The organism is Bradyrhizobium sp. UNPF46, from assembly GCF_006658625.1.
Classification (GTDB): Bacteria; Pseudomonadota; Alphaproteobacteria; order Rhizobiales; family Xanthobacteraceae; genus Bradyrhizobium; species Bradyrhizobium nitroreducens.
In genome coordinates this window covers 1-19232 of sequence record NZ_LFJB01000068.1, presented here as the reverse complement: position 1 = coordinate 19232, position 19232 = coordinate 1, and the positions used below count along the sequence as shown (strand labels likewise).

The 19232-nt window shown below is 66.2% G+C and carries 20 protein-coding genes; 8 read left to right on the top strand and 12 right to left on the bottom strand.

Features of this window, described 5'->3' with window-relative positions; all coding sequences use genetic code 11:
* Positions 1–612 precede the first annotated feature (612 nt).
* The 3 genes from UNPF46_RS25815 (at position 613) to UNPF46_RS25805 (ending at position 3860) form a co-directional block, all read left to right on the top strand.
* A complete protein-coding gene (locus UNPF46_RS25815; protein ID WP_142251874.1) occupies positions 613–1953 on the top strand; it encodes a caspase family protein in 1341 nt (446 codons plus the stop codon).
* Between the two features lie 26 nt (positions 1954–1979).
* On the top strand, positions 1980–2492 hold the full coding sequence (locus UNPF46_RS25810; RefSeq protein WP_142251873.1) for a hypothetical protein: 513 nt from the start codon (positions 1980–1982) through the stop codon (positions 2490–2492).
* A 144-nt stretch (positions 2493–2636) separates the two neighbouring features.
* Complete coding sequence (locus UNPF46_RS25805) at positions 2637–3860, top strand: hypothetical protein (RefSeq protein ID WP_181770109.1); 1224 nt, start codon at positions 2637–2639, stop codon at positions 3858–3860.
* Here the strand turns inward: UNPF46_RS25805 and gmk are convergent.
* The 9 genes from gmk to UNPF46_RS25760 form a co-directional block, all read right to left on the bottom strand.
* Positions 3793–4452 (bottom strand): guanylate kinase, encoded by a 660-nt coding sequence (gmk, locus tag UNPF46_RS25800; RefSeq protein WP_142251871.1) that lies wholly within the window; start codon positions 4450–4452, stop codon positions 3793–3795. The two genes, UNPF46_RS25805 and gmk, sit on opposite strands and share 68 nt — an antisense overlap.
* Positions 4453–4455: 3 nt before the next feature.
* Positions 4456–5343, bottom strand: a complete 888-nt coding sequence (locus UNPF46_RS25795) for a YicC/YloC family endoribonuclease (protein WP_100176919.1) — start codon at positions 5341–5343, stop codon at positions 4456–4458.
* 115 nt (positions 5344–5458) lie between these two features.
* Positions 5459–6739, bottom strand: a complete 1281-nt coding sequence (gene mltG / locus UNPF46_RS25790; protein WP_142251870.1) for an endolytic transglycosylase MltG — start codon at positions 6737–6739, stop codon at positions 5459–5461.
* A gap of 125 nt (positions 6740–6864) precedes the next feature.
* On the bottom strand, positions 6865–8130 hold the full coding sequence (gene fabF, locus UNPF46_RS25785) for a beta-ketoacyl-ACP synthase II (RefSeq protein ID WP_100176921.1): 1266 nt from the start codon (positions 8128–8130) through the stop codon (positions 6865–6867).
* A 108-nt stretch (positions 8131–8238) separates the two neighbouring features.
* Positions 8239–8478: an acyl carrier protein gene (locus tag UNPF46_RS25780; RefSeq protein WP_008130699.1), complete on the bottom strand. Its 240-nt coding sequence runs from the start codon at positions 8476–8478 to the stop codon at positions 8239–8241.
* 315 nt (positions 8479–8793) lie between these two features.
* Positions 8794–9531, bottom strand: coding sequence for a 3-oxoacyl-[acyl-carrier-protein] reductase (gene fabG, locus UNPF46_RS25775; protein WP_142251869.1), 738 nt, complete (start codon positions 9529–9531; stop codon positions 8794–8796).
* 68 nt (positions 9532–9599) lie between these two features.
* The gene (fabD, locus tag UNPF46_RS25770; RefSeq protein WP_100176923.1) at positions 9600–10559 is read right to left on the bottom strand and encodes an ACP S-malonyltransferase; all 960 of its coding nucleotides are present in this window, start codon (positions 10557–10559) and stop codon (positions 9600–9602) included.
* 190 nt (positions 10560–10749) lie between these two features.
* Positions 10750–11775: a fatty acid desaturase family protein gene (locus UNPF46_RS25765; RefSeq protein ID WP_142251868.1), complete on the bottom strand. Its 1026-nt coding sequence runs from the start codon at positions 11773–11775 to the stop codon at positions 10750–10752.
* A gap of 3 nt (positions 11776–11778) precedes the next feature.
* Positions 11779–12474 (bottom strand): TetR/AcrR family transcriptional regulator C-terminal domain-containing protein, encoded by a 696-nt coding sequence (locus UNPF46_RS25760; protein ID WP_142251867.1) that lies wholly within the window; start codon positions 12472–12474, stop codon positions 11779–11781.
* A gap of 345 nt (positions 12475–12819) precedes the next feature.
* Between UNPF46_RS25760 and rpsF the strand changes: the two genes are divergently transcribed.
* The 4 genes from rpsF to rplI all read left to right on the top strand — a co-directional run bounded on the left by rpsF (position 12820) and on the right by rplI (position 15288).
* Positions 12820–13287: a 30S ribosomal protein S6 gene (rpsF, locus tag UNPF46_RS25755; RefSeq protein ID WP_097665907.1), complete on the top strand. Its 468-nt coding sequence runs from the start codon at positions 12820–12822 to the stop codon at positions 13285–13287.
* A gap of 5 nt (positions 13288–13292) precedes the next feature.
* Positions 13293–13532: a 30S ribosomal protein S18 gene (gene rpsR, locus UNPF46_RS25750; protein ID WP_007592020.1), complete on the top strand. Its 240-nt coding sequence runs from the start codon at positions 13293–13295 to the stop codon at positions 13530–13532.
* 127 nt (positions 13533–13659) lie between these two features.
* Positions 13660–14637: a YybS family protein gene (locus UNPF46_RS25745; RefSeq protein WP_100176926.1), complete on the top strand. Its 978-nt coding sequence runs from the start codon at positions 13660–13662 to the stop codon at positions 14635–14637.
* A 51-nt stretch (positions 14638–14688) separates the two neighbouring features.
* The gene (rplI, locus tag UNPF46_RS25740) at positions 14689–15288 is read left to right on the top strand and encodes a 50S ribosomal protein L9 (protein WP_100176927.1); all 600 of its coding nucleotides are present in this window, start codon (positions 14689–14691) and stop codon (positions 15286–15288) included.
* A 185-nt stretch (positions 15289–15473) separates the two neighbouring features.
* Here the strand turns inward: rplI and UNPF46_RS25735 are convergent, their stop codons facing one another.
* The 3 genes from UNPF46_RS25735 to UNPF46_RS25725 all read right to left on the bottom strand — a co-directional run bounded on the left by UNPF46_RS25735 (position 15474) and on the right by UNPF46_RS25725 (position 17617).
* The gene (locus tag UNPF46_RS25735) at positions 15474–15941 is read right to left on the bottom strand and encodes a PaaI family thioesterase (RefSeq protein WP_100176928.1); all 468 of its coding nucleotides are present in this window, start codon (positions 15939–15941) and stop codon (positions 15474–15476) included.
* Between the two features lie 11 nt (positions 15942–15952).
* Positions 15953–16549: a TetR/AcrR family transcriptional regulator gene (locus UNPF46_RS25730; protein WP_142251866.1), complete on the bottom strand. Its 597-nt coding sequence runs from the start codon at positions 16547–16549 to the stop codon at positions 15953–15955.
* 111 nt (positions 16550–16660) lie between these two features.
* A complete protein-coding gene (locus tag UNPF46_RS25725; protein WP_181770108.1) occupies positions 16661–17617 on the bottom strand; it encodes a hypothetical protein in 957 nt (318 codons plus the stop codon).
* 276 nt (positions 17618–17893) lie between these two features.
* On the opposite strand from UNPF46_RS25725, the gene UNPF46_RS25720 reads away from it, so the two are divergent.
* Complete coding sequence (locus UNPF46_RS25720; RefSeq protein WP_181770107.1) at positions 17894–19144, top strand: cyclopropane fatty acid synthase; 1251 nt, start codon at positions 17894–17896, stop codon at positions 19142–19144.
* Positions 19145–19232 lie beyond the last annotated feature (88 nt).

The following is a 19232-nucleotide window of genomic DNA, read 5'->3' as shown; positions in this document are numbered from 1 at the left end:
TTCGGCGGGATCGTCCGCGGACGGAGAAGTCGTGTGGTCCTGACGCCCGGGGTTCTGGCGTCAAGGCTTGCGGTGATGCGGCGGCCCGACCGGGCACGTGCATCAGCCATCCGCAAGGCGACGGGGGCAATAGTGCAACGCTCCCCGAGGAGAGCACGAAGGACACCGTTAAAACCAGCCGCGCAGGGAAGGCCGGGCGACCGGCACACCTGTGGTCCACCCCGTGTGCATTTTCGTCGCGCACGGACTTGCGGGTGCCGCCCGGCGCCCGGCCTTCCCTGCGCCCTTTGGCATTCAAAGCGCGCAAACCACCTGCAAAGCTCGGGCGAAACGCGCCGCGAGATTGCGGGCGCGCGTCTGCAAGCTGAAGCGATCGTCCCGTCACCCTGAGGTGCCGGAGCGTAGCGGAGGCCTCGAAGGGCGACGGCCCGGCTGCCAGCTTGGCCGTGCATCCTTCGAGGCTCCCGGCTCGATGCTGTTGCATCGCGCCGCTCGCACCTCAGGATGACGGAATGCGCCGTCGGCGCTCTCGACGTCTGCCCCGCCTCACCGGATCGCTTTTCGGCGGCACGCCGGCCTGATACACTGACGGCATTATTTTGAGGAATTTCGATGCGCGCGAGGATTTTCAATCGCGTCCTGGGGCTGGCGGCGCTGGCCCTGCTTGTCGCCGCCACGCAGCCGGCAATGGCCGAGAAGCGCGTCGCGCTCGTGGTCGGCAATTCCGCCTACAAGAACATCACGCCGCTCGACAATCCCTCGAAGGACGCGGGCCTGATGGCGGAGACGCTCGGAGCGCTCGGCTTCACGCTGGTCGGTGGCCGGGCCCAGCTCGATCTCGACAAGGGCGCGATGGACGTCGCGGTGCAGAGTTTTGGGCGGCAGGTCCAGGGCGCCGACGTCGCGCTGTTCTATTATGCCGGCCACGGCGTGCAGGTCGCGGGCTCCAACTATCTCGTGCCGGTCGGCGCCAATCCGACGCGGGAGGCCGATGTCGACTTCCAGATGACCGACGTCAACCTCGTGCTGCGCCAGATGCAGGGCTCCGGCACGCGCCTCAACCTCGTCATCCTCGACGCCTGCCGCAACAACCCGTTTGGCTCGCGCGGATTGCGTGCCTCGGACGGCGGACTTGCGCAGATGCGCGCGCCCGAGGGCACGCTGATTTCCTACGCGACGCAGCCCGGCAACGTCGCCCAGGACGGCGCCGACGGCCACAGCCCCTATACCAAGGCGCTTGCCAGCACGATCCGGGTCGCGGGTCTCGATGTGTTCCAGACCTTCAACCAGGTCGGCCTCGCCGTGAAGCGCGCCACCGCGGGCGCGCAGCAGCCCTGGGTGTCGTCCTCGCCGATCGACGGCACTTTCTTCTTCGTCCCGCCGACGCAAAGCTCGCCGCCACAGGTCGCCGCAATGCAGCCCGATCCCTCGCCGGCGGAGCGTCTGCGCGCCGATCCCGACCGCGTTCCCTTGCGCGACGCCGCGCTGCTCAGCGAGCTCAGCGAGCGCCTCTACGAGCTCAATTTCGATCCTGATACGCCCGACGGCCTGACGCGCGCCATCACCAAGCTGCAGCAACGGATCTCGATGGCGCCGACCGGCGAAGCCACCGAAGGCCTGTTGCTGCGCATGCGTAAGATGGAGGATCTCAAGCCGTGGGGCTCGATCGTTTACGGTCCTGACGGCAGCAAATGGGGCATCTCCTGGAACCACGCCTCGCGCCGCGCGGCGGTGGCTGATGCGCGCGGCAATTGCGCCGGCGCCAAATGCCCGATCGAGCTCTCCTTCTACGGCAAGAGCTGCGGCGCGTTTGCGATCTCCGACAAATCCTGGTCGCTGGTCCAGCGCGAGGGCGTGCAGCGCGCCCGGGACGCCGCGCTTGACGAATGCGGCAAGGCTGGCAAAGCTTGCCGCATTATCGGAGCCGTCTGCGCCGACGGCTCGGGCCGCTGATCCTTTTTCAATTTGGATTTTTGCTCATGCTCAATGCCGTCACCCGTCCGACTGCCCTCGCCGTCCTCCTCACCGCCATCCTCGCTTCATCGTCCGCCATATCGCCTCTGTTGGCGCAATCCGGCAGTGCCGGCGGCTCGATCGGCAATGACGAGAAGTCGCTGTCGGGCTCGCGATCGGACCGCTCGGCCGAGCCGGCTGCCCCTGCGCGTCGGAGCAAGCCGGCAGCCGAGGAACCGCGCGCGTCATCGCGGCGAAGCAGCGGTGGCGGAGGTGGCGGCAGCTTTGACGGCGCCTGGATGGTCACCAGCGTCGGCTGCGGCGGCTCCACATCCGGCGCGGTCGTGGTTTCCTCCGGCAAGGTCATCGGCCAGGGCGTCAGCGGCACGGTCAGCGCGAGCGGCGCCGTCAGCACGTTCGGTCATGGCGACGGCGGCGTGACCTTCACCGGCTCCGGACGGCTCGGTGCGCGCAGCGGTTCCGGCACCTGGCGCCGTTCCGACGGCTGCGGTGGAACCTGGACTTCGGCGAAACAGTAACGGCGAAAGGCCCCATTTCGCTGCGGAACAAACATCCCGCAGGCCCAATTCAAGCCACATCCTCTCCGGATTTGCGGCTCATTGCCACCCAAGTCTTTGATGACAAAGGGGCAGTACAGTTGCATGCGTAACCGGGAGACCAGGATGGGCAACCGAACCGCGAAATTCGTCTCTGCCCTCGTCGGCAGTCTCATTGCCGGCGCGCCACTGGCAGCCGTGTCGCAGAACGCGCCGGCGGGAACAAGCGCAGCCAGCCAGGCCGCCGACTGCCTCGCCTCGCCGAAAGGCACCGCGCCGCAGGGACAGCACTGGTACTACCGCCTCGACCGCACGACCAAGCGCCAATGCTGGTACCTGCGCGCCGCCAGCGACAAGGACGGCGCGAAAGCCACGCAGACTGCGCAGGCCACGGTCGACGCGTCGTCGGATTCACCAGCGCAGCCGCCGCAGCAGACCGTGCAGGACGCGCGCGCCGAATATGTGGGTCCGCGCAGCACTGCAGCTCCCAGGGCGCCGAACGCGATCACGCCGGCCGCACCGGCAAACCCGACGCCGCCACAACAACCTGCCAGCCAGGCCGATAACAACGCGCCGCAAGCTCCCGCCACACCGGCCTGGCCCGATGTGTCCGCGGCGTCACCAGCACCGCAGCCCGCGCCGGCCATCGCCGTGGCAGCGGCGCAGCCGAACGCAAAGCCGTCAAAATCCCCCGCCCCGCTCCCGCCCGCCGCAACGGACGGCGCGACCGACAAGCCAGGGGTGCAGCTACTGCTGCTCGTGATCGGCGGCGCGCTGGCGCTCGCAGGCATCCTCGCCAGCGTCGTCTATCGCTTCGCCGGCGGACGCGTCCGCATCCAGGCCACCGACCGGCGCGGGCATTGGAACGATTGGACCCCGCAGGACCATGAGGGCAGCCGCGCCCCCTGGCACGAGCCGGCGCTCGTACCGCACGCCCAGGCCGGCCCGGTCGACTTCGATGAGGTCCGGCCGCCGCAGACCGCGCAGCTCGCAGCGTTCACCCGGGAGATCAGCAGGCTCGCGGCTCAATCCGCCTCCGTTCGCAGCGAGACCACTGCGCTCGAGGCCAACGAGCTCGACGAGGCCGACATCTTCAATGGAGAATTCGAGATCGAGGCCGCGCCGCCCCGCCTCGCGGCGAGGGAGACCGATGCCGACAAGCCCGTCGCCCGCAAGGACGACCATGGCGACCAGGATATGCAGCTCGAGGACAACGTCGATGTCGACGTGATCACCGCGATGCTGGAACGGCTGGCGCAGCAAGGGCCGCAATTGCCGCAGCCTAGGCCTGAAGCTGCCCTTGCAAACTTCGCACGAAGCCAACGAGGCCAATCCGCCGCTCGCGCTTGAGGCGCTCGGCCTTCAGGATCGACTGCACCTCGGCAAAGGCCTCGTCGACGTCGTGGTTGATCACGATGTAGTCGTACTCGGCCCAATGGCTCATCTCGTGGCTGGCGCGGCTCATGCGCTTGCGGATCACCTCGTCGGAATCCTGCGCACGTGAGTGCAGGCGCTTCTCGAGATCGGCGGCCGAAGGCGGCAGGATGAAGACACTGACGACGTCGGCGCGCGCCTTCTCGCGCAATTGCTGCGTGCCCTGCCAGTCGATGTCGAACAGCACGTCCTGCCCGGACGACAGCGCAGCCTCGACCGGCGCACGCGGCGTGCCGTAGCTGTTGTCGAACACGGTGGCCCATTCCAAGAGCTCGTCGCCCTCCACCATCGCGTCGAAGCGGGGCTTGTCGACGAACAGATAATCCTTGCCGTCGACCTCGCCCGGCCGCTTCGGGCGCGTGGTCGCCGAGACCGACATTTTCAGGCCGGTCATGCGCTCGATCAAAAGACGCGACAGCGTCGTCTTGCCCGCGCCCGAGGGCGAGGACAGCACGAACATCAAGCCGCGCCGCTCGACACCGTCAGTTCCGTGACCGCCCGTCGTCATCGATCACTCCAGATTCTGGACCTGCTCGCGGAACTGCTCGACCACGTTCTTCATGGCGAGGCCCGTGTTGGTCAGCTCGATATCGTTCGACTTCGAGCAGCAGGTGTTGACCTCGCGATGAAACTCCTGCGCCAGGAAGTCGAGCTTGCGGCCGATCGGGCCGCCCTTGCCGATCAGCTCGCGGGCCTGCGCAACGTGCGAGGCGATGCGGTCGAGCTCCTCGCGGATGTCGGCCTTGGTCGCAATCAGGATCGCCTCCTGCATCAGGCGGTCGGAATCGAAGCGGTCGGAGGTGTCCAGCAGCGCCGCGATCTGCTCCGCGAGCCTGGCCTTGATCGCCTCCGGCTTGCGGCCGGGCGCGGCTTCCGCCTTCTTCGCCAGTTGCTCGATCTCGTCGACGCGCTGCGTCAGGATCTGCCCGAGCGAGGTGCCCTCGCGCTTGCGCATCGCGACGAGTTCGTCGAGAGCCTTGTCGAAGGCCGCGGCGGCAGCCGCGCGCGCGGCCTTGTCCTCCTCCTCGTCCCCCTCGGGCTCGGCGACCTCGACGACGCCCTTGATCGCGAGCAGGCCGTCGATGCTCGGGGCCACCGCGTCAATCTTGCCGCCGATCATTGCGGCGGCCTTCAGGACGGCGTTCAGCACGTCCTCGTTGACCCGGACCGAGGCGGCGGCATTGGTGCGCTTGACGGTGAGATTGGCGTAGACCGTGCCGCGCGACAAAAGCTCGCCGGCACGCTTCTTGGCATGGGCCTCGAGCTCGTCGAACCCCTGCGGCAACCGGACCCTGAGGTCAAAGCCCTTGGCGTTGACCGACTTCAATTCCCATTCGAACGTGTACGGCCCGCTCGCGCCGTGGCATCTCGCAAAGCCAGTCATGGACGACAGCGCCATCAGGTCAGATTCTCCAAAAAACGCGGGATTCGCGAGGCATCAAGCCACGCGAAACTTAAGACTATTTTGCAGGAAAGTGGAATCCGCAAAGTCCGCAGGCAGGTCTGCAGCGCGCCTAGCGCTGGACCACCGGCGGCGAGGGTTGCACCGCGCCCTGCCGGGCCGGTGCGGGATTGGCTGGATTGGCCGGGCGTGCCGCCGGCGGCTTCTTCTGCTGATTGGGCCGGGCCGGCGTGGCCGCCGTCGGCGTATCGGTCGCCCCGGGCGCGGCGGCGGGCGGCGGCGCATCCTCGGCCGGCTCGACCGTGTCGTTCTGGATCTGCTTCTCCATCGCGCGGAGCTTGGCGACGTTCTTCTGATGCGCGTCGTAGGTTTCGGTGAAAGCATGCCCGCCGGTGCCGTCGGCGACGAAATAGAGGTCGCGGGTGCGGGCCGGATTGGCGGCCGCCTCCAGCGAGGCGCGGCCGGGATTTGAGATCGGGCCCGGCGGCAGGCCTTCGATGACATAGGTGTTGTAGGGCGACGGCTGCGTGATCTCGCTGCGCTTGATCGGACGTCCCAACGTACCCTTGCCGCCGACGAGGCCGTAGATGATGGTCGGATCGGACTGCAGCTTGATGCGTTGCTTCAGGCGATTGACGAACACCGCGGCGACGCGGCTGCGCTCGTCGGGCTTGCCGGTCTCCTTCTCGACGATCGAGGCCAGCGTCACTAGTTGCTCCGGCGATTTGACCGGAATGTCCTGGTTGCGGCGTTCCCAGATCTCGGCGAGCACACGTTTGTGCGCCTGCTGCATGCGCTGGATCACCTGATCGCGCGGCGTGCCGCGCGGGAACTTGTAGGTCTCGGGCAACAGCGTGCCCTCGCGCGGCAACTCGCGCACGCTGCCGGTGAAGATGTCGTTGTCCGACAGACGTGCCACGATCTGCTCCGAGGTCAGGCCTTCCGGAATCGTGACGGCATGCTGCACCACCTTGCCCTCGACGATGGTGGCGATGACGTCGCGGAGCGAGGCGTTCTTCTGGAACGCATATTCACCCGGCTTGAGGTCCGAGCTCGCCTTCAGCGCGGCGACGCTGGCGATGAACACCCACGGGTTGACGTCGGTCACGCCTTCCCGGTTCAGCGTCTCGGCGATGTCGCGCTTGCCCGCGCGCTGCGGGATGTTGACGATCTTGTCTTCCCTCAGCGGGCCGGGTGCTTCCAACACCTGCCGCCCGTAATAATAGACGCCGCCGGCGCCGAGCATGGCGATCAGCAGAAGGGTGATGATGGCGTTGCCGACGACCACGAAGGGATTGCGGGCACGGTCCGATCGCTTCGGCGGCGGCGGAAGCTGCTCTGGCTCCAGCGCTGCCCGCGGACTCCGGGGCGAAATGGGCGGCCTTTCACTCATCGAAGCAACCTGAATCCTGCCGGTTCAATAGCGGCCCGGCAATCGCTTGCCGAGCCAAATGCACGCGCCCACTTCCATGACTATCGCCGAATACGGCAAAACGGTGGATTCGTCTCAAACCCAAACTAATTGACCAGACGTCGGACGATCACCGACGCGTTGGTACCGCCAAAACCAAAAGAGTTCGACAAGGCGACATTCACCTCACGCTTCTTCGCCGTATGCGGCACGAGGTCGATCGCAGTCCCGACCGACGGGTTGTCGAGGTTGATCGTCGGCGGCACGACATTATCGCGAATCGCGAGAATGGCGAAGATCGCTTCGATCGCGCCGGCCGCGCCGAGCAGATGCCCCGTCGACGATTTGGTCGAGGACATCGCGACCTTGGAGGCGGCATTGCCGAGCAGACGCTCGACCGCACCGAGCTCGATCTCGTCGCCGAGCGGTGTCGAGGTGCCGTGCGCGTTGATGTAGTCGAGATCGGATGCGGTCAGGCCGGCGCGCTTGAGCGCGGCCGACATGCTGCGGAAACCGCCATCGCCATCGGGCGACGGCGACGTAATGTGATAGGCATCACCCGACAGACCGTAGCCGATCACCTCGGCATAGATCTTCGCGCCACGGCGCCTGGCATGCTCGAGCTCCTCCAGCACCAGGACGCCGGCGCCCTCGCCCATCACGAAGCCGTCGCGGTCCTTGTCATAGGGGCGCGAGGCCTTCTCGGGCGTCTCGTTGAAGCCGGTCGACAGCGCGCGCGCGGCGTTGAAGCCGGCGATACCGATGCGGCTGATCGGCGACTCGGCGCCGCCCGCGACCATCACGTCGGCATCGCCCAGCGCGATCAGGCGGGCGGCATCGCCGACCGCGTGCGCGCCGGTCGAGCAGGCCGTGACCACGGAATGGTTCGGTCCCTTCAGCCCGTGCTTGATCGACACATATCCGGAGGCGAGATTGATCAGACGGCCCGGAATGAAGAACGGCGAGACCTTACGGGGTCCGCGCTCCTTCAGGAGGATCGCGGTGTCGGCAATGCCGCTGAGGCCGCCGATGCCGGAGCCGATCATGGTGCCGGTGGCGCACTTGTCCTCTTCGGTTTCGGGGTGCCAGTTGGCGTCGTCGAGCGCCTGGCCGGCTGCGGCCATGCCGAAGATGATGAAGTCGTCGACCTTGCGCTGGTCCTTCGGCTCCATCCACTTGTCGGGATTGAAGCTGTCGTTCGACCCGTCACCGCGCACCACCGTGCAGGCGATCTTGGTCTGGAGATCGGAGACGTCGAAGCTCTCGATCCTACGCGCACCGCTTTCGCCGTTGAGAATGCGCTTCCAGGTCGGCTCGACGCCGCAGCCGAGTGGCGAGACCATGCCGAGACCCGTGACGACAACCCGCCTCATATCCGAAAACTCCGCATCGAAAGATTCACGGCCAATAACAAGAAACCGGCTGACCGCTGCGAAGCGGCCCGTCCGGTTTCAATGTTGTCCCCGCGAAAATGAAGAGCCTTAGCTCTTCGCGTTCTTCTCGAGAAACTTCGTGGCGTCGCCGACGGTGAGAATCGTCTCCGCAGCGTCGTCCGGAATCTCGCAACCGAATTCCTCTTCGAACGCCATCACCAGCTCGACGGTGTCCAGACTGTCGGCGCCGAGGTCGTCGATGAAGCTCGCAGCGTCGACAACCTTCTCGGGTTCAACACCAAGGTGTTCGACCACGATCTTCTTAACCCGCTCGCCAATGTCACTCATTGCTTAACCTCGTGTTGTTCCCTGTAGACCCGACCCCCCGGGACGATACGAGCCGTCGTGGTCGTGTTACTTGCCTTCGCTTACGAACTTTGATTTGGCCCCATCCTAACCGATACAGGGCCCGGCGAACGACGGCCAAGGCTCCGCATCGCCAATATACAGGGTTTCAAAAACCTGCAATGGCGTTCTTTGCCCATCCGTTGAAGGTCCGGTTATCATACTTCAATTGCCTTGACCACAAGCCTCATTTCCCTCCGGAAACGGCCGTTTGCCGCATCCGGCACGGCCCCATGCGGGCAGTGCGGAACGAGGGCTTCAGATCATGGCCATGCCGCCGTTGACATGGATGGTCTGGCCGGTGACGTAGGCTGCTTCGTTCGAGCTCAGGTAGACCGCGGCGGCCGCGATGTCCTCGGGCGTCCCCAGGCGGGCGGCCGGAACCTTGGTCAGAATCATTTCGCGCTGCTTGTCGTTGAGCGCGTCGGTCATCGGCGTCTTGATGAAGCCCGGCGCGATGCAGTTCGCGGTCACGCCGCGCTTGGCGTATTCGGCGCCCAGCGTCTTGATCATGCCGATCAGGCCCGCTTTCGACGCGGTGTAATTGCCCTGCCCGGGATTGCCGGTGACGCCGACCACCGAGGTGATGGCGATGATGCGGCCGAAGCGCTTGCGCATCATCAGCTTGGTCGCAGCGCGTGCCAGGCGGAAGGTCGCGGTCAGATTGACGTTGATGACCTCCTCCCAATCCTCGTCACGGAGCTGCACGAAGAGATTGTCGCGGGTGATGCCGGCATTGGCGATGAGGATGTCGACCTGGCCCATCGCGGCTTCCGCGGCGGGCACCAGCGCCTCGACCTCATCGGCCTTGGAGAGATTGCAGGGCAGCACATGAACGCGCTCGCCGAGCTTGCCGGCCAGCTCCTCCAGCACTTCCTTGCGCGTTCCTGATATCGCGACGGTCGCGCCCTGCGCATGCAGCGCCTGCGCGATCGCACCACCGATGCCGCCGGTCGCGCCGGTGACGAGCGCCTTTTTGCCAGTCAGATCGAACATCGAAAACTCCTCCAAAGCACGATCCGGAAAAGTGCGTAGCGGTTTTTCCGGAAAGATCGTGCGTAAACCTAGGCCTGCTTCGCAGCGGCCAGTGCGTCCTTGGCGGCGGCAATATCGTTCGGACCGCCGACCGCAACGCCGACGGCGCCGTCAGCGATGCGCTTGACGAGACCGGTCAGCACCTTGCCCGCGCCGATCTCGAAGAAACGAGTGACGCCCTGCCCTGCCATATAGGCAACCGACTCGCGCCAGCGCACCGTGCCCGTGACCTGCTCGACCAGCCGGCGGCGGATCTCGTCGGGATCGGTGATGGCGCTCGCCAGCACGTTCGACACCAGCGGCGCGGCCGGCGCCTTGATCGTGACCTTCGACAGCGCCTCCGCCATGGCATCGGCGGCGGGCTGCATCAGCTTGCAATGGAACGGGGCGGACACCGGCAGCAGCATCGCGCGCTTGGCGCCCTTGGTCTTGGCGATCTCGACGGCGCGATCGACCGCGGCCTTGTCGCCGGAGACGACCACCTGCCCGCCGCCATTGTCGTTGGCGGCCTGGCAGACCTGGCCCTGCGCCGCCTCATTGGCCACTTCCATGGCCGCCTCGTAGTCGAGGCCGAGCAGCGCCGCCATCGCGCCGGCACCGACCGGAACGGCCTTTTGCATTGCGAGACCGCGGGTGCGAAGCAGACGGGCGGTATCCGAGACCGTCAAGCTGCCGGCCGCGGCCAGCGCCGAATATTCTCCGAGCGAGTGGCCGGCGACGAAGGCCGCGTCCCGCCCCACGGAAAAACCAGCCTCAGCCTCCAGCACGCGCAGGGTGGCGACGGACACCGCCATCAGCGCCGGCTGGGCGTTCTCTGTGAGCTGGAGGGTTTCGGCCGGACCATCCCAGATGATGGCCGTCAGCTTCTCGGAAAGCGCGGCATCGACCTCGTCGAACACGGCGCGCGCCACCGGAAAGGCGTCGGCCAGGGCCTTGCCCATGCCAACTGCCTGGGACCCCTGCCCCGGAAATGTGAATGCTGCCGTCATCGGCGCTCCCTGCTTGTCGGGCACGATCCCTCCTGAGAACCGGCAGCCGATTACGCGCGGCCTTGGGGCCCGGTTCCTTGGGCCGTGGCTCCGGATCATGCTCCAAAGGGGGCCGTAGACACTGTCCGGGGCCGGACTGTCAAGCCGCGATGGGAACCCCGGCCGGCATTCAACTGGGGATACGAGAGGCTCAAAACCCACCGGCGGTCTGGTTGGCGTCGATCTTCACGCCGGCCTGCGCGCGACGCGCGCTGTTCACCAACTGGCCTGGCCGGTCATCCCGGTCGGGCTTTGCCGTCGCCAGGCGCAGCACCGCCGCATAGCCCGGCTGCACCTCCATGCGACCGGCATGGCGGCTCACGCTCAGCAGCCGATGGACCTTCGGCAGATTGTAGCAGGGCACATAGAACAGCAGATGATGCTCGAGGTGGTAGTTCACGTAGTACGGCGCGATGAACAGGCGCTCGAGAAAGTTGGCATGCGTGGTGCGGGTGTTGCGCAAGGGATCGCTGCTGTCGGGGACGACGGCGTGCTCTGCGATGTTGCGGATGCGGGTGATGACCATCATCCAGGTCAGCAGCGGCACCAGCCATAGCAGCGGATAGGCCCACCACACGCCGGCGGCCACACACACCGCAAACATCGCGGCGTTGACCAGGCATTGCGGCCCGAGCTTCCCCCAGAAATGCGCGGCGCGCTGGCGCCACGGCCAGTCCTTCGAACCGAGTGCGTTGAGCAGCTGCGCCTTGCGCTGCTGGTAGCCGGTCTGTCCGGTGATGTCGCGAACGAACTTGCGGCGGTAGCTCAGCTTCGTGATCGGAAACGGCGCCGACAGCACGAGATCGGGATCGTCCTCCTGCTGCGTGCGCGCATGGTGCTGCAGGTGATAACGCCGGTAGCTGCGCGTCTCCGCAAACAATGGATAGGCGCACAGCCATTGGCTCAGGGCCAGATTGGCTTTCTCGTCGGCGGAGAGGCAGCCATGCGCGCCGTCATGCATCAGAATCGCAAGGCCCAGCTGGCGCGAGCCGATGATGGCGACGGCGAGAACATAGGTGACCGGATTGGGCCACCACGCGACCAGCGCAACGGCACCAATGATCAGCGTCCAGGCGTGTCCGATCAGGGCGACGCCTTTCCACGTCACGCGCTGGCGTACGTCGGCGAGCTGGTCGTCGGTCAGGAAATCGCGGGCCCGCATGCGAAGCGCGGTCATGGCCTAGCCCTCCTCGTTCGAATGTGATGCGTCGTCGACGAGCCGCAGACGCGCGGCATCGCCGCTGGATTTCGCCTGCTCGCCGAGCACGCGCAGCATCTCGGCGCAGAGCGCCTCGGGCGAGCGGCCCATCGCATAGCCTTCGAGAATGACGCCGATGGCGACGGCCCAGAAACGCCGCGAGCTTTCGTCGGGCGCACGCAGCGACCGCCAGCCGTGCCGCGCCACCTGGCTCGCATAGGCGCGCGCGCCTTCGCCGTGCAGGCGCTCGATCGTGCGCTCGACGAGCGGTGCAAGATCCTGGCGTCGGCGGGTCAATGTCAGCGCTTCCGCGAAGAAGGCGACGGAATCGCTCGCGGTTACGGTCTCCGCCAGCGCGTGCGTGTAGTCCCGCGGCGTGCGCGCCTTCAGCGCCGCCTGCTCGGTCGCACGCGCCAGATACAGGAGGTCGCGGCAGGCGCATTCGACGAACAGCGCCTCCTTGGTGCGGAAGTAGTAGGTGATCTGGCTCGGGAAGGCATCCGCGGCAGCCGCGATGTCGGTGATCGCCGTACCCGACAGCCCCCGCTCCCGGAACAGCGGGCTCGCCGCATCCAGCAGCAACGAGCGCATCTTGCGGCCGGCCGACCGGGTGGCTCGCGCCGCGTGCTTCGGGTCGCCCGCTGCCTCAAACGAGTCCTGGACCGACTTCTCCGCCATGGGCTTCCCTTGGTTGATTTATTTGTATGTCATACAAACAAAAATATCAAGCTAGATGTGGTATGGGGGGACGGTCTGGCGCCCTGGACCGGCACCCTCGGGGACCAAAAACCCCGCCCCCAGCCTTGCAAAGCCGGTCAAAATCCGTATAAGCGCGCATATCCGCAGACCCCGGCCGGGAGCTGAACGGACGGTCTCAGCAAATCATTCGTGATTTTGGTGTGGCAGGGCCAGTCGGCCCGTCGTCCCGTGTTTCCGCCTTCTGAGCTTCATCCCAGAGTCCTTTCCGAAGGCCTCTTAAGGGCTTGACGCCGGGCGATGCGCCAACACGAGGAAAGGACCACCATGGCTCTTTATGAGCATGTCTTTCTCGCGCGTCAGGACGCGAGCACGCAGCAGGTCGAAGAGCTGACTGCGCAGATGACCGGTATCGTCGAAGGTCTCGGCGGCAAGGTCACCAAGACCGAGAACTGGGGCGTACGCTCCCTCACCTACCGCATGAACAAGAACCGCAAGGCGCACTTCGTGCTGCTCAACATCGACGCGCCGTCCGCGGCGATCGCCGAGATCGAGCGCCAGGAGCGCATCAGCGAAGACGTGATTCGCTATCTCAGCGTCCGCGTCGAAGAGCTCGAGGAAGGCCCGTCCGCGATGATGCGCAAGGCCGACCGCGACCGCGAGCGTGACGATCGTGGCGGCGGCTTCCGCGGTGAGCGCGAAGGCGGCTTCCGTGGCGACCGCGAGGGCGGTTTCCGCGGCGATCGCGGCCCGCGCCGTCCGCGTGACGAAGCTGAAACCACGGATGCGGAGTAAGAATCATGGCTGAAGCTGGTGCACGCCGTCCGTTTTTCCGTCGTCGCAAGAGCTGCCCGTTCACGGGCGCCAATGCTCCCAAGATCGACTACAAGGACTCCAAGCTGTTGATGCGTTACGTCTCCGAGCGCGGCAAGATCGTGCCGAGCCGCATCACCGCGGTGTCCGCGAAGAAGCAGCGTGAGCTCGCCCGCGCCATCAAGCGCGCGCGGTTCCTGGGCCTGCTGCCCTACGTCATTCGCTAAGACGAAATCAGCCGGCGGCGACATCGCCGCCGGCTGCACTCTTTAATTTCATAAGGCTTCCGGGTCGTCCGGTCGCCGATGGTTGGGGCAAGTCGCCTCTAACCGCTCGAAGGGAGCGGGACAGCTGATGATGCCATTTGTGCTGATAGCCCTGATCGCCGGCGCCGCCTCGGCGCTGATGTTCGCCTCGATCATTTCGGGCGCGCTGATCTCGCTCGTCCTGTTCTATCTCGCACCGCTCCCGCTGATGGTCGCCGCGATCGGCTGGGGACCGCTTTGCGCGAGCCTCGGCGGCATCGCTGCCGCGATCGGCCTCGGCATCCTGTTCGGCCTGCCCCATTGTATCGCGTTCGCCGTCACCGTCGCCCTGCCCGCGTGGTGGCTCGGGCACCTCGTCCTGCTCAGCCGTCCCGTGGCACCTGCCGCGCCGGAGGCGGCCACCGAACCGGCCGCCGAGCCTGAGCTCGAATGGTATCCGGTCGGCCGCATCCTGCTGTGGCTCGCCGGCTTCGCCACGCTGACCACGATCGCCGCCCTGCTCACGCTCGGGACCGACGCCGAGACCATCATGGGCACGCTGCGGCGCGGCCTGATGCGCCTCCTCCGCGCCACCGACCCGCAAAGCTCCGGCGAAGCCGGCCAGTTCGTCGACGCGATGGTGCGCATCGCACCGGCAGGCGCCACCGTCGTCGCGATGATGACGCTGACCCTCAATCTCTGGCTCAGCGCCAAGGTCACGGCGACGTCGGGCCGGCTACGGCGCCCCTGGCCGGACATGATGACGGCGGAGTTGCCGCCGATGACGCTGGTGGGCCTCTGCATCGCGCTCGCCTTCTGCTTCACCGGGGGGCTGCTCGCGATCGCCGCGCAGATCGCCGCGGCGGCGCTGATGATGGGCTATGCGCTGACCGGCTTCGCCGTGCTGCATACCCTCACGCTTGCGCTGAAGAGCCGCACCTTTTGGCTCGGCTCGACCTACGCCCTCGTCGTCGTCTTGGGATGGCCCGTGATCGCGATGGTGATCCTCGGCCTTGCGGATGCCGTGTTCGGCTTCCGCGAGCGCTTCCTGCGCAGCCGGCAGCCGCCGCCGCTGCCGACCCCTTGAGTTCAAACCCGAAACTGAAACCCTACAGAGCACTTCAAAAGGAGAACGAATATGGAAGTCATTTTGCTGGAACGCGTCAACAAGCTCGGCCAAATGGGCGAAGTCGTGAAGGTTCGCGACGGCTATGCCCGTAATTTCCTGCTCAAGCGCGGCAAGGCGCTGCGCGCCACCGCCGACAACCGTGCCAAGTACGACGGCATGAAGGCCGAGCTCGAGGCCCGCAACCTCGCCTCGAAGGGCGAAGCGTCCAAGGTCGCCGAGAAGATCGCGGGCAAGAACATCATCGTGATCCGCCAGGCCTCGGAAGCCGGCCAGCTGTTCGGCTCGGTCAACGTGCGTGACATCGTCGTCGCGTTCGAGGCCGACGGCATCTCGCTGGCTCGCCCGCAGGTCCAGCTCGACGCGCCCATCAAGACCATCGGCAAGCGCTCCATCACCGTCGCCGTCCACCCCGAGGTCGAAGTCGAAATCACCGTCACGGTTGCGCGCAGCCAGGACGAGGCCGAGCGCATCAACCGCGGCGAGGACATCTCCACCCGCAACGAGGACCGCGACGCGGCCGCCGAGGCGATCGCCGCCGCCGGCGAGTTCTTCGATCCGGAAGCCCAGCTCGACGAGGTCGAGCCGGCCCCGGCTGCGGAAGAGAAGTAAGCCTACAGTACATCTCGTCATGCGCGGGCTTGACCCGCGCATCCATCGTCAAAGAACTCTCGCCAAATGATGGATTGCCGGGTCCCGGCTCCGCAAACGGCTTCGCCGGGCTCTCGATATCGGGCCGGCGAAGCTTTGCGAAGACGGCAAGCCCGGCAATGACAAGCGTCAAAAGCCCGGTCGCCTCAGGCGGCCGGGCTTTTCGTTTTGGCGGCGACGTCCTCGCTCAGCATCGCAATCGAAGCCAGCGCCGTTGCCGTGTGCTTCTCGACACCATCGCTGACGCAGAACACGTCGGCCGCAACCACCGACACCTGACGGCCAGGCTTGATCACCCGGGCACGGCAGATCAGCTTCTCGCCGACCGCGGGCGACAACAGATTGAGCTTGTATTCCGCCGTCAGCGCCGGCTGGCCGCGCGAGGTGGCGGCTGCGATCGTCGTGGCATTGTCGACCAGGAAGGCCGTGACGCCGCCGTGGAAGAAGCCGTGCTGCTGCAGCAGCTCCGGCCGGCGGTCCACCGCAATCGTGCAGGTGCCGCGCGTCAATTCCGAGAGCTCGGCGCCGACCAGGTTCATGAAGCCCTGCCGGCCGACATTGGCGTGGATGTGCTCGGCGATCGGTGCAAATTCCGGATCTGCGTCGGCTCGCATGCAGTCTCTCCCTATTGCCTGTTGATGCGATCTAACGGCCTCAGCGCGCGAATGGCGCAGGCGATCAGCGTGTCGGCCTCGACGCGCGGATCGGCGCGGTCGCGTCCCGACAGGAAAGCGCGGCAGAAGATTTGCGCCGGCCCGATGAGCTGGCTGACGAACATCCCCGGCTTCATCGGCAACAGCTCGCCGCTCGCAACCAGTGGCGCGCGCCAGCGCTCGATGCCTTCGGCAAGTCGCGCATTCTGCGCCCGTTGGGCGTCGCGCACCTCCTCGCCCCACTCGCTACGCGAGATCTCGAAGAGGTAGCGCGCTTCGCGCCGGCTGGTCACAACCCAGTCGAGATGAGCCCGGATCAGCCGATCGATGCCTTGCTCGGCGCCGGGCACAGGATCGAGCGCCGCCAGCACCGCGGCGTGGTAGTGCCTGAGCACCTCCAGGAACAGCGCGCCCGCGAGCTCCTTCTTCGAGCCGAAGGCGTGAAAGAAGCTGCCGTTGGAGGCGCGCGCCCGGGTGCGGATCGCGGCGACCGTCGCAGCTTCGAAGCCGACGCGGTCGAACACGACAAGTCCAGCCGCCAGCAGATCGTCTCGCACGCTCGCCGTCATCAACGCCTCATAGAGTACAACTCTAGAGCAACGCTCCAATGACGGTCAAGACGACAAGGAGGCCGCGATAGAAGCGGCCTCAAGCAGGTTCGTTTGAAAATCTGGGTTGGCTCAGCGCGAGATTGGCGGCGCCGGAGGCCCGGAGGACGTGGCTGGCGCCGGCTGCGGGGCCGGCTCGGAGCTGGCAGCAGGCTTGGGAGCCGTCTCCTCCGCCGGCTTGGGCGTTGCCGGCTCCGCGGGCTTGGCGGCGGCTGGAGCTGCCGGCGTCACCTGCGGGACCGGATCGGGCCGCAGCGCCGGTGTATCGCTGCTGCGCGGCTCGACCTTGGCGCTGCTGTCCGGCTTGGCCTCGGCAGGCTTCTCGGAGGCCTTGCCGCCGTCGGGCTCAGCCTTCGGGCTCTCAGACTTCGCGCTCTCGGGCTTTGAGCTCTCAGGCTTTGAGCTCTCAGGCTTTGAGCTCTCAGGCTTGGCGGTCTCGGTCCTCGGTTCGCTTTTCTTCTCTTGAGTGGCGGGAGCCGCGGCATCGACCTTCGGGGCTTCTTCGGTCCCGGGCTTGGCGCGACGCTTGCCCTTGCGCCCTTCGGGCGCAGCCTGGCCTTCGGGTTTCGCGCCCTCCTCGGCCGGTCGTGCAGCGCGCTTCTGGCGAGCACCTTCCGCAGCGGGAGCAGCAGCGTCGCCGTCCGGCTTGGCGGCGTCCTGCGTGCGCGGGCGGCGGCCCTGATGCTCGGGATTGGTGCTCGCGTCCTTCTCCTTGGCGCCGTCCTTCTTGCCGTCCTTGGCCTGGTAGCGGGTGTCGGTGGCACCGTTGGAGACGAGATAGGAGGCGAGGATTCCCGCCATGTCCGAGCTCGTGGTGTAGTGCTGGCGCAGGAAGCCCGGCAACGAACCCGGCGCGACGGACTTGAGAAGTCCGCGCGGGCTCTTGTGGCACGCATTACAGGTCTGCGCGAAAAGCTGGGACGGGGTCTTGCCGGCCTCGAGGTTGGTCGCCTGCGCAAAAACGGTGTCGGCCGCGCCGAAGCCGATCAGAAGCAATACCGTCGCGAGGCTGAGCGCTCGGCTCGACATTCCCATCATCTCCATTGAATTCCGAGAGGTGCAGCCGGCCTCCGGGGCGGCGGCGGGTCACCTTTTAACCGATTGAGCCGCGAATGGAAGCAGCCTCCACGCGCAAGGATGTGATTAAGCGATTTTGGAATATCCCCTTTGATCACAGCGCAATAGCGGGCCCGGGCGACCGTCCCCAGATTTGGATGCAAACGCATAGGAACCGCGGGACCTGAGCGTCGGATGTGAAGGCCGGGTGTGTCGCATCTTTCGGGTTCGCTCGAGAGGGAGGTGGCGATGGACCGTTTGTTGCGTCGATTTCTGTCTCAATTCGTCCGCCGCGGGTCGTTGACGGTGACCAGCGCCAGCGGATCGACATTCACCGTCGGCGACGGCACTGGCGTGCCGGTCGCGGTGCGCTTCGTGACCGCAGAGGCGGAGCGGAAAATCCTCGTCAATCCCGAGCTCGGACTGGGCGAGGCCTATATGGATGGCGAGTTCGTCGTCGAGCACGGCACCATAGCTGACGCCCTCGCGATCCTGCTCGACCAGCCCGACCTATTGCCGCAATGGGCAAAGCCCTGGTGGCATCTGCGCTATCTGACGCGCCACCTGAAACAGTTCAATCCGCGCTCGCGCGCCCGCCACAACGTCGCACATCACTATGATCTCGACGCCCGGCTCTATTCGCTGTTCCTGGATGCCGACAAGCAATACAGCTGCGCTTATTTCGAGGCGCAGGACGCGACGCTCGACGACGCGCAGCTCGCCAAGAAACGGCACATCGCCGCCAAGCTGCTCGTCAAGCCCGGCCAGCGCGTGCTCGACATCGGCTCCGGCTGGGGCGGGCTCGGGCTTTACCTCGCCGAGATCACGGGCGCCGACGTGACGGGCGTGACGCTGTCGACCGAGCAGTTGCAGATCGCCAATGCGCGCGCTGCCGACAAGGGCCTGACCGGCTCGGCCAGATTCGTGCTCCAGGACTATCGCGACATCGACGGGCAGTTCGACCGCATCGTTTCGGTCGGCATGTTCGAGCATGTCGGCGCCCAATTCTACGACACCTACTTCCAACGCTGCGCCGAGCTGCTCCGCGAGGACGGCGTCATGCTGCTGCATTCGATCGGCCGTTCGCAAGGGCCGGACTCGACCAATCCCTGGATCGCCAAATACATCTTTCCCGGCGGCTACATCCCCGCTCTGTCGGAGGTGCTGCCGGCGATCGAGCGCGCCGGCCTCCTCGTCTGCGATATCGAGATCTTGCGTCTGCATTACGCGGAAACGCTGAAAGCCTGGCGGGAGCGCTTCATGGCGCGACGTGAGGAGGCGGTGCAGCTCTACGACGAGCGGTTCGCGCTGATGTGGGAATTCTATCTGGCGGCCTGCGAGATGACGTTCCGCAAGCAGGCCATGATGAACTTCCAGATCCAGCTGACCCGGCGGCAGGGTGTGGTGCCGCTCACCCGCGACTACATGCCGCGCGAGGAAGCCCGGCTGCGCGCCCGCGAGGGCGCGACGGGGCCGAGGCTGAAATTGGCTGGTGAATAGATCCTAGAGCATTTTCGGTTCTGATTGAATCAGAACCGAAGCTCTAGATTCTTGTTTTGACGCGTTTTCTTCACGCGAACCGGTGTCC

Excerpts from the sequence above, each read along its gene's own strand:
- UNPF46_RS25815 (WP_142251874.1), top strand. The coding sequence starts at position 613 with ATGCGCGCGAGGATTTTCAATCGCGTCCTGGGGCTGGCGGCGCTGGCC.
- UNPF46_RS25810 (WP_142251873.1), top strand. The coding sequence starts at position 1,980 with ATGCTCAATGCCGTCACCCGTCCGACTGCCCTCGCCGTCCTCCTCACC.
- UNPF46_RS25805 (WP_181770109.1), top strand. The coding sequence starts at position 2,637 with ATGGGCAACCGAACCGCGAAATTCGTCTCTGCCCTCGTCGGCAGTCTC.
- gmk (WP_142251871.1), bottom strand. The coding sequence starts at position 4,452 with ATGACGACGGGCGGTCACGGAACTGACGGTGTCGAGCGGCGCGGCTTG.
- UNPF46_RS25795 (WP_100176919.1), bottom strand. The coding sequence starts at position 5,343 with ATGGCGCTGTCGTCCATGACTGGCTTTGCGAGATGCCACGGCGCGAGC.
- mltG (WP_142251870.1), bottom strand. The coding sequence starts at position 6,739 with ATGAGTGAAAGGCCGCCCATTTCGCCCCGGAGTCCGCGGGCAGCGCTG.
- fabF (WP_100176921.1), bottom strand. The coding sequence starts at position 8,130 with ATGAGGCGGGTTGTCGTCACGGGTCTCGGCATGGTCTCGCCACTCGGC.
- UNPF46_RS25780 (WP_008130699.1), bottom strand. The coding sequence starts at position 8,478 with ATGAGTGACATTGGCGAGCGGGTTAAGAAGATCGTGGTCGAACACCTT.
- fabG (WP_142251869.1), bottom strand. The coding sequence starts at position 9,531 with ATGTTCGATCTGACTGGCAAAAAGGCGCTCGTCACCGGCGCGACCGGC.
- fabD (WP_100176923.1), bottom strand. The coding sequence starts at position 10,559 with ATGACGGCAGCATTCACATTTCCGGGGCAGGGGTCCCAGGCAGTTGGC.
- UNPF46_RS25765 (WP_142251868.1), bottom strand. The coding sequence starts at position 11,775 with ATGACCGCGCTTCGCATGCGGGCCCGCGATTTCCTGACCGACGACCAG.
- UNPF46_RS25760 (WP_142251867.1), bottom strand. The coding sequence starts at position 12,474 with ATGGCGGAGAAGTCGGTCCAGGACTCGTTTGAGGCAGCGGGCGACCCG.
- rpsF (WP_097665907.1), top strand. The coding sequence starts at position 12,820 with ATGGCTCTTTATGAGCATGTCTTTCTCGCGCGTCAGGACGCGAGCACG.
- rpsR (WP_007592020.1), top strand. The coding sequence starts at position 13,293 with ATGGCTGAAGCTGGTGCACGCCGTCCGTTTTTCCGTCGTCGCAAGAGC.
- UNPF46_RS25745 (WP_100176926.1), top strand. The coding sequence starts at position 13,660 with ATGATGCCATTTGTGCTGATAGCCCTGATCGCCGGCGCCGCCTCGGCG.
- rplI (WP_100176927.1), top strand. The coding sequence starts at position 14,689 with ATGGAAGTCATTTTGCTGGAACGCGTCAACAAGCTCGGCCAAATGGGC.
- UNPF46_RS25735 (WP_100176928.1), bottom strand. The coding sequence starts at position 15,941 with ATGCGAGCCGACGCAGATCCGGAATTTGCACCGATCGCCGAGCACATC.
- UNPF46_RS25730 (WP_142251866.1), bottom strand. The coding sequence starts at position 16,549 with ATGACGGCGAGCGTGCGAGACGATCTGCTGGCGGCTGGACTTGTCGTG.
- UNPF46_RS25725 (WP_181770108.1), bottom strand. The coding sequence starts at position 17,617 with ATGTCGAGCCGAGCGCTCAGCCTCGCGACGGTATTGCTTCTGATCGGC.
- UNPF46_RS25720 (WP_181770107.1), top strand. The coding sequence starts at position 17,894 with ATGGACCGTTTGTTGCGTCGATTTCTGTCTCAATTCGTCCGCCGCGGG.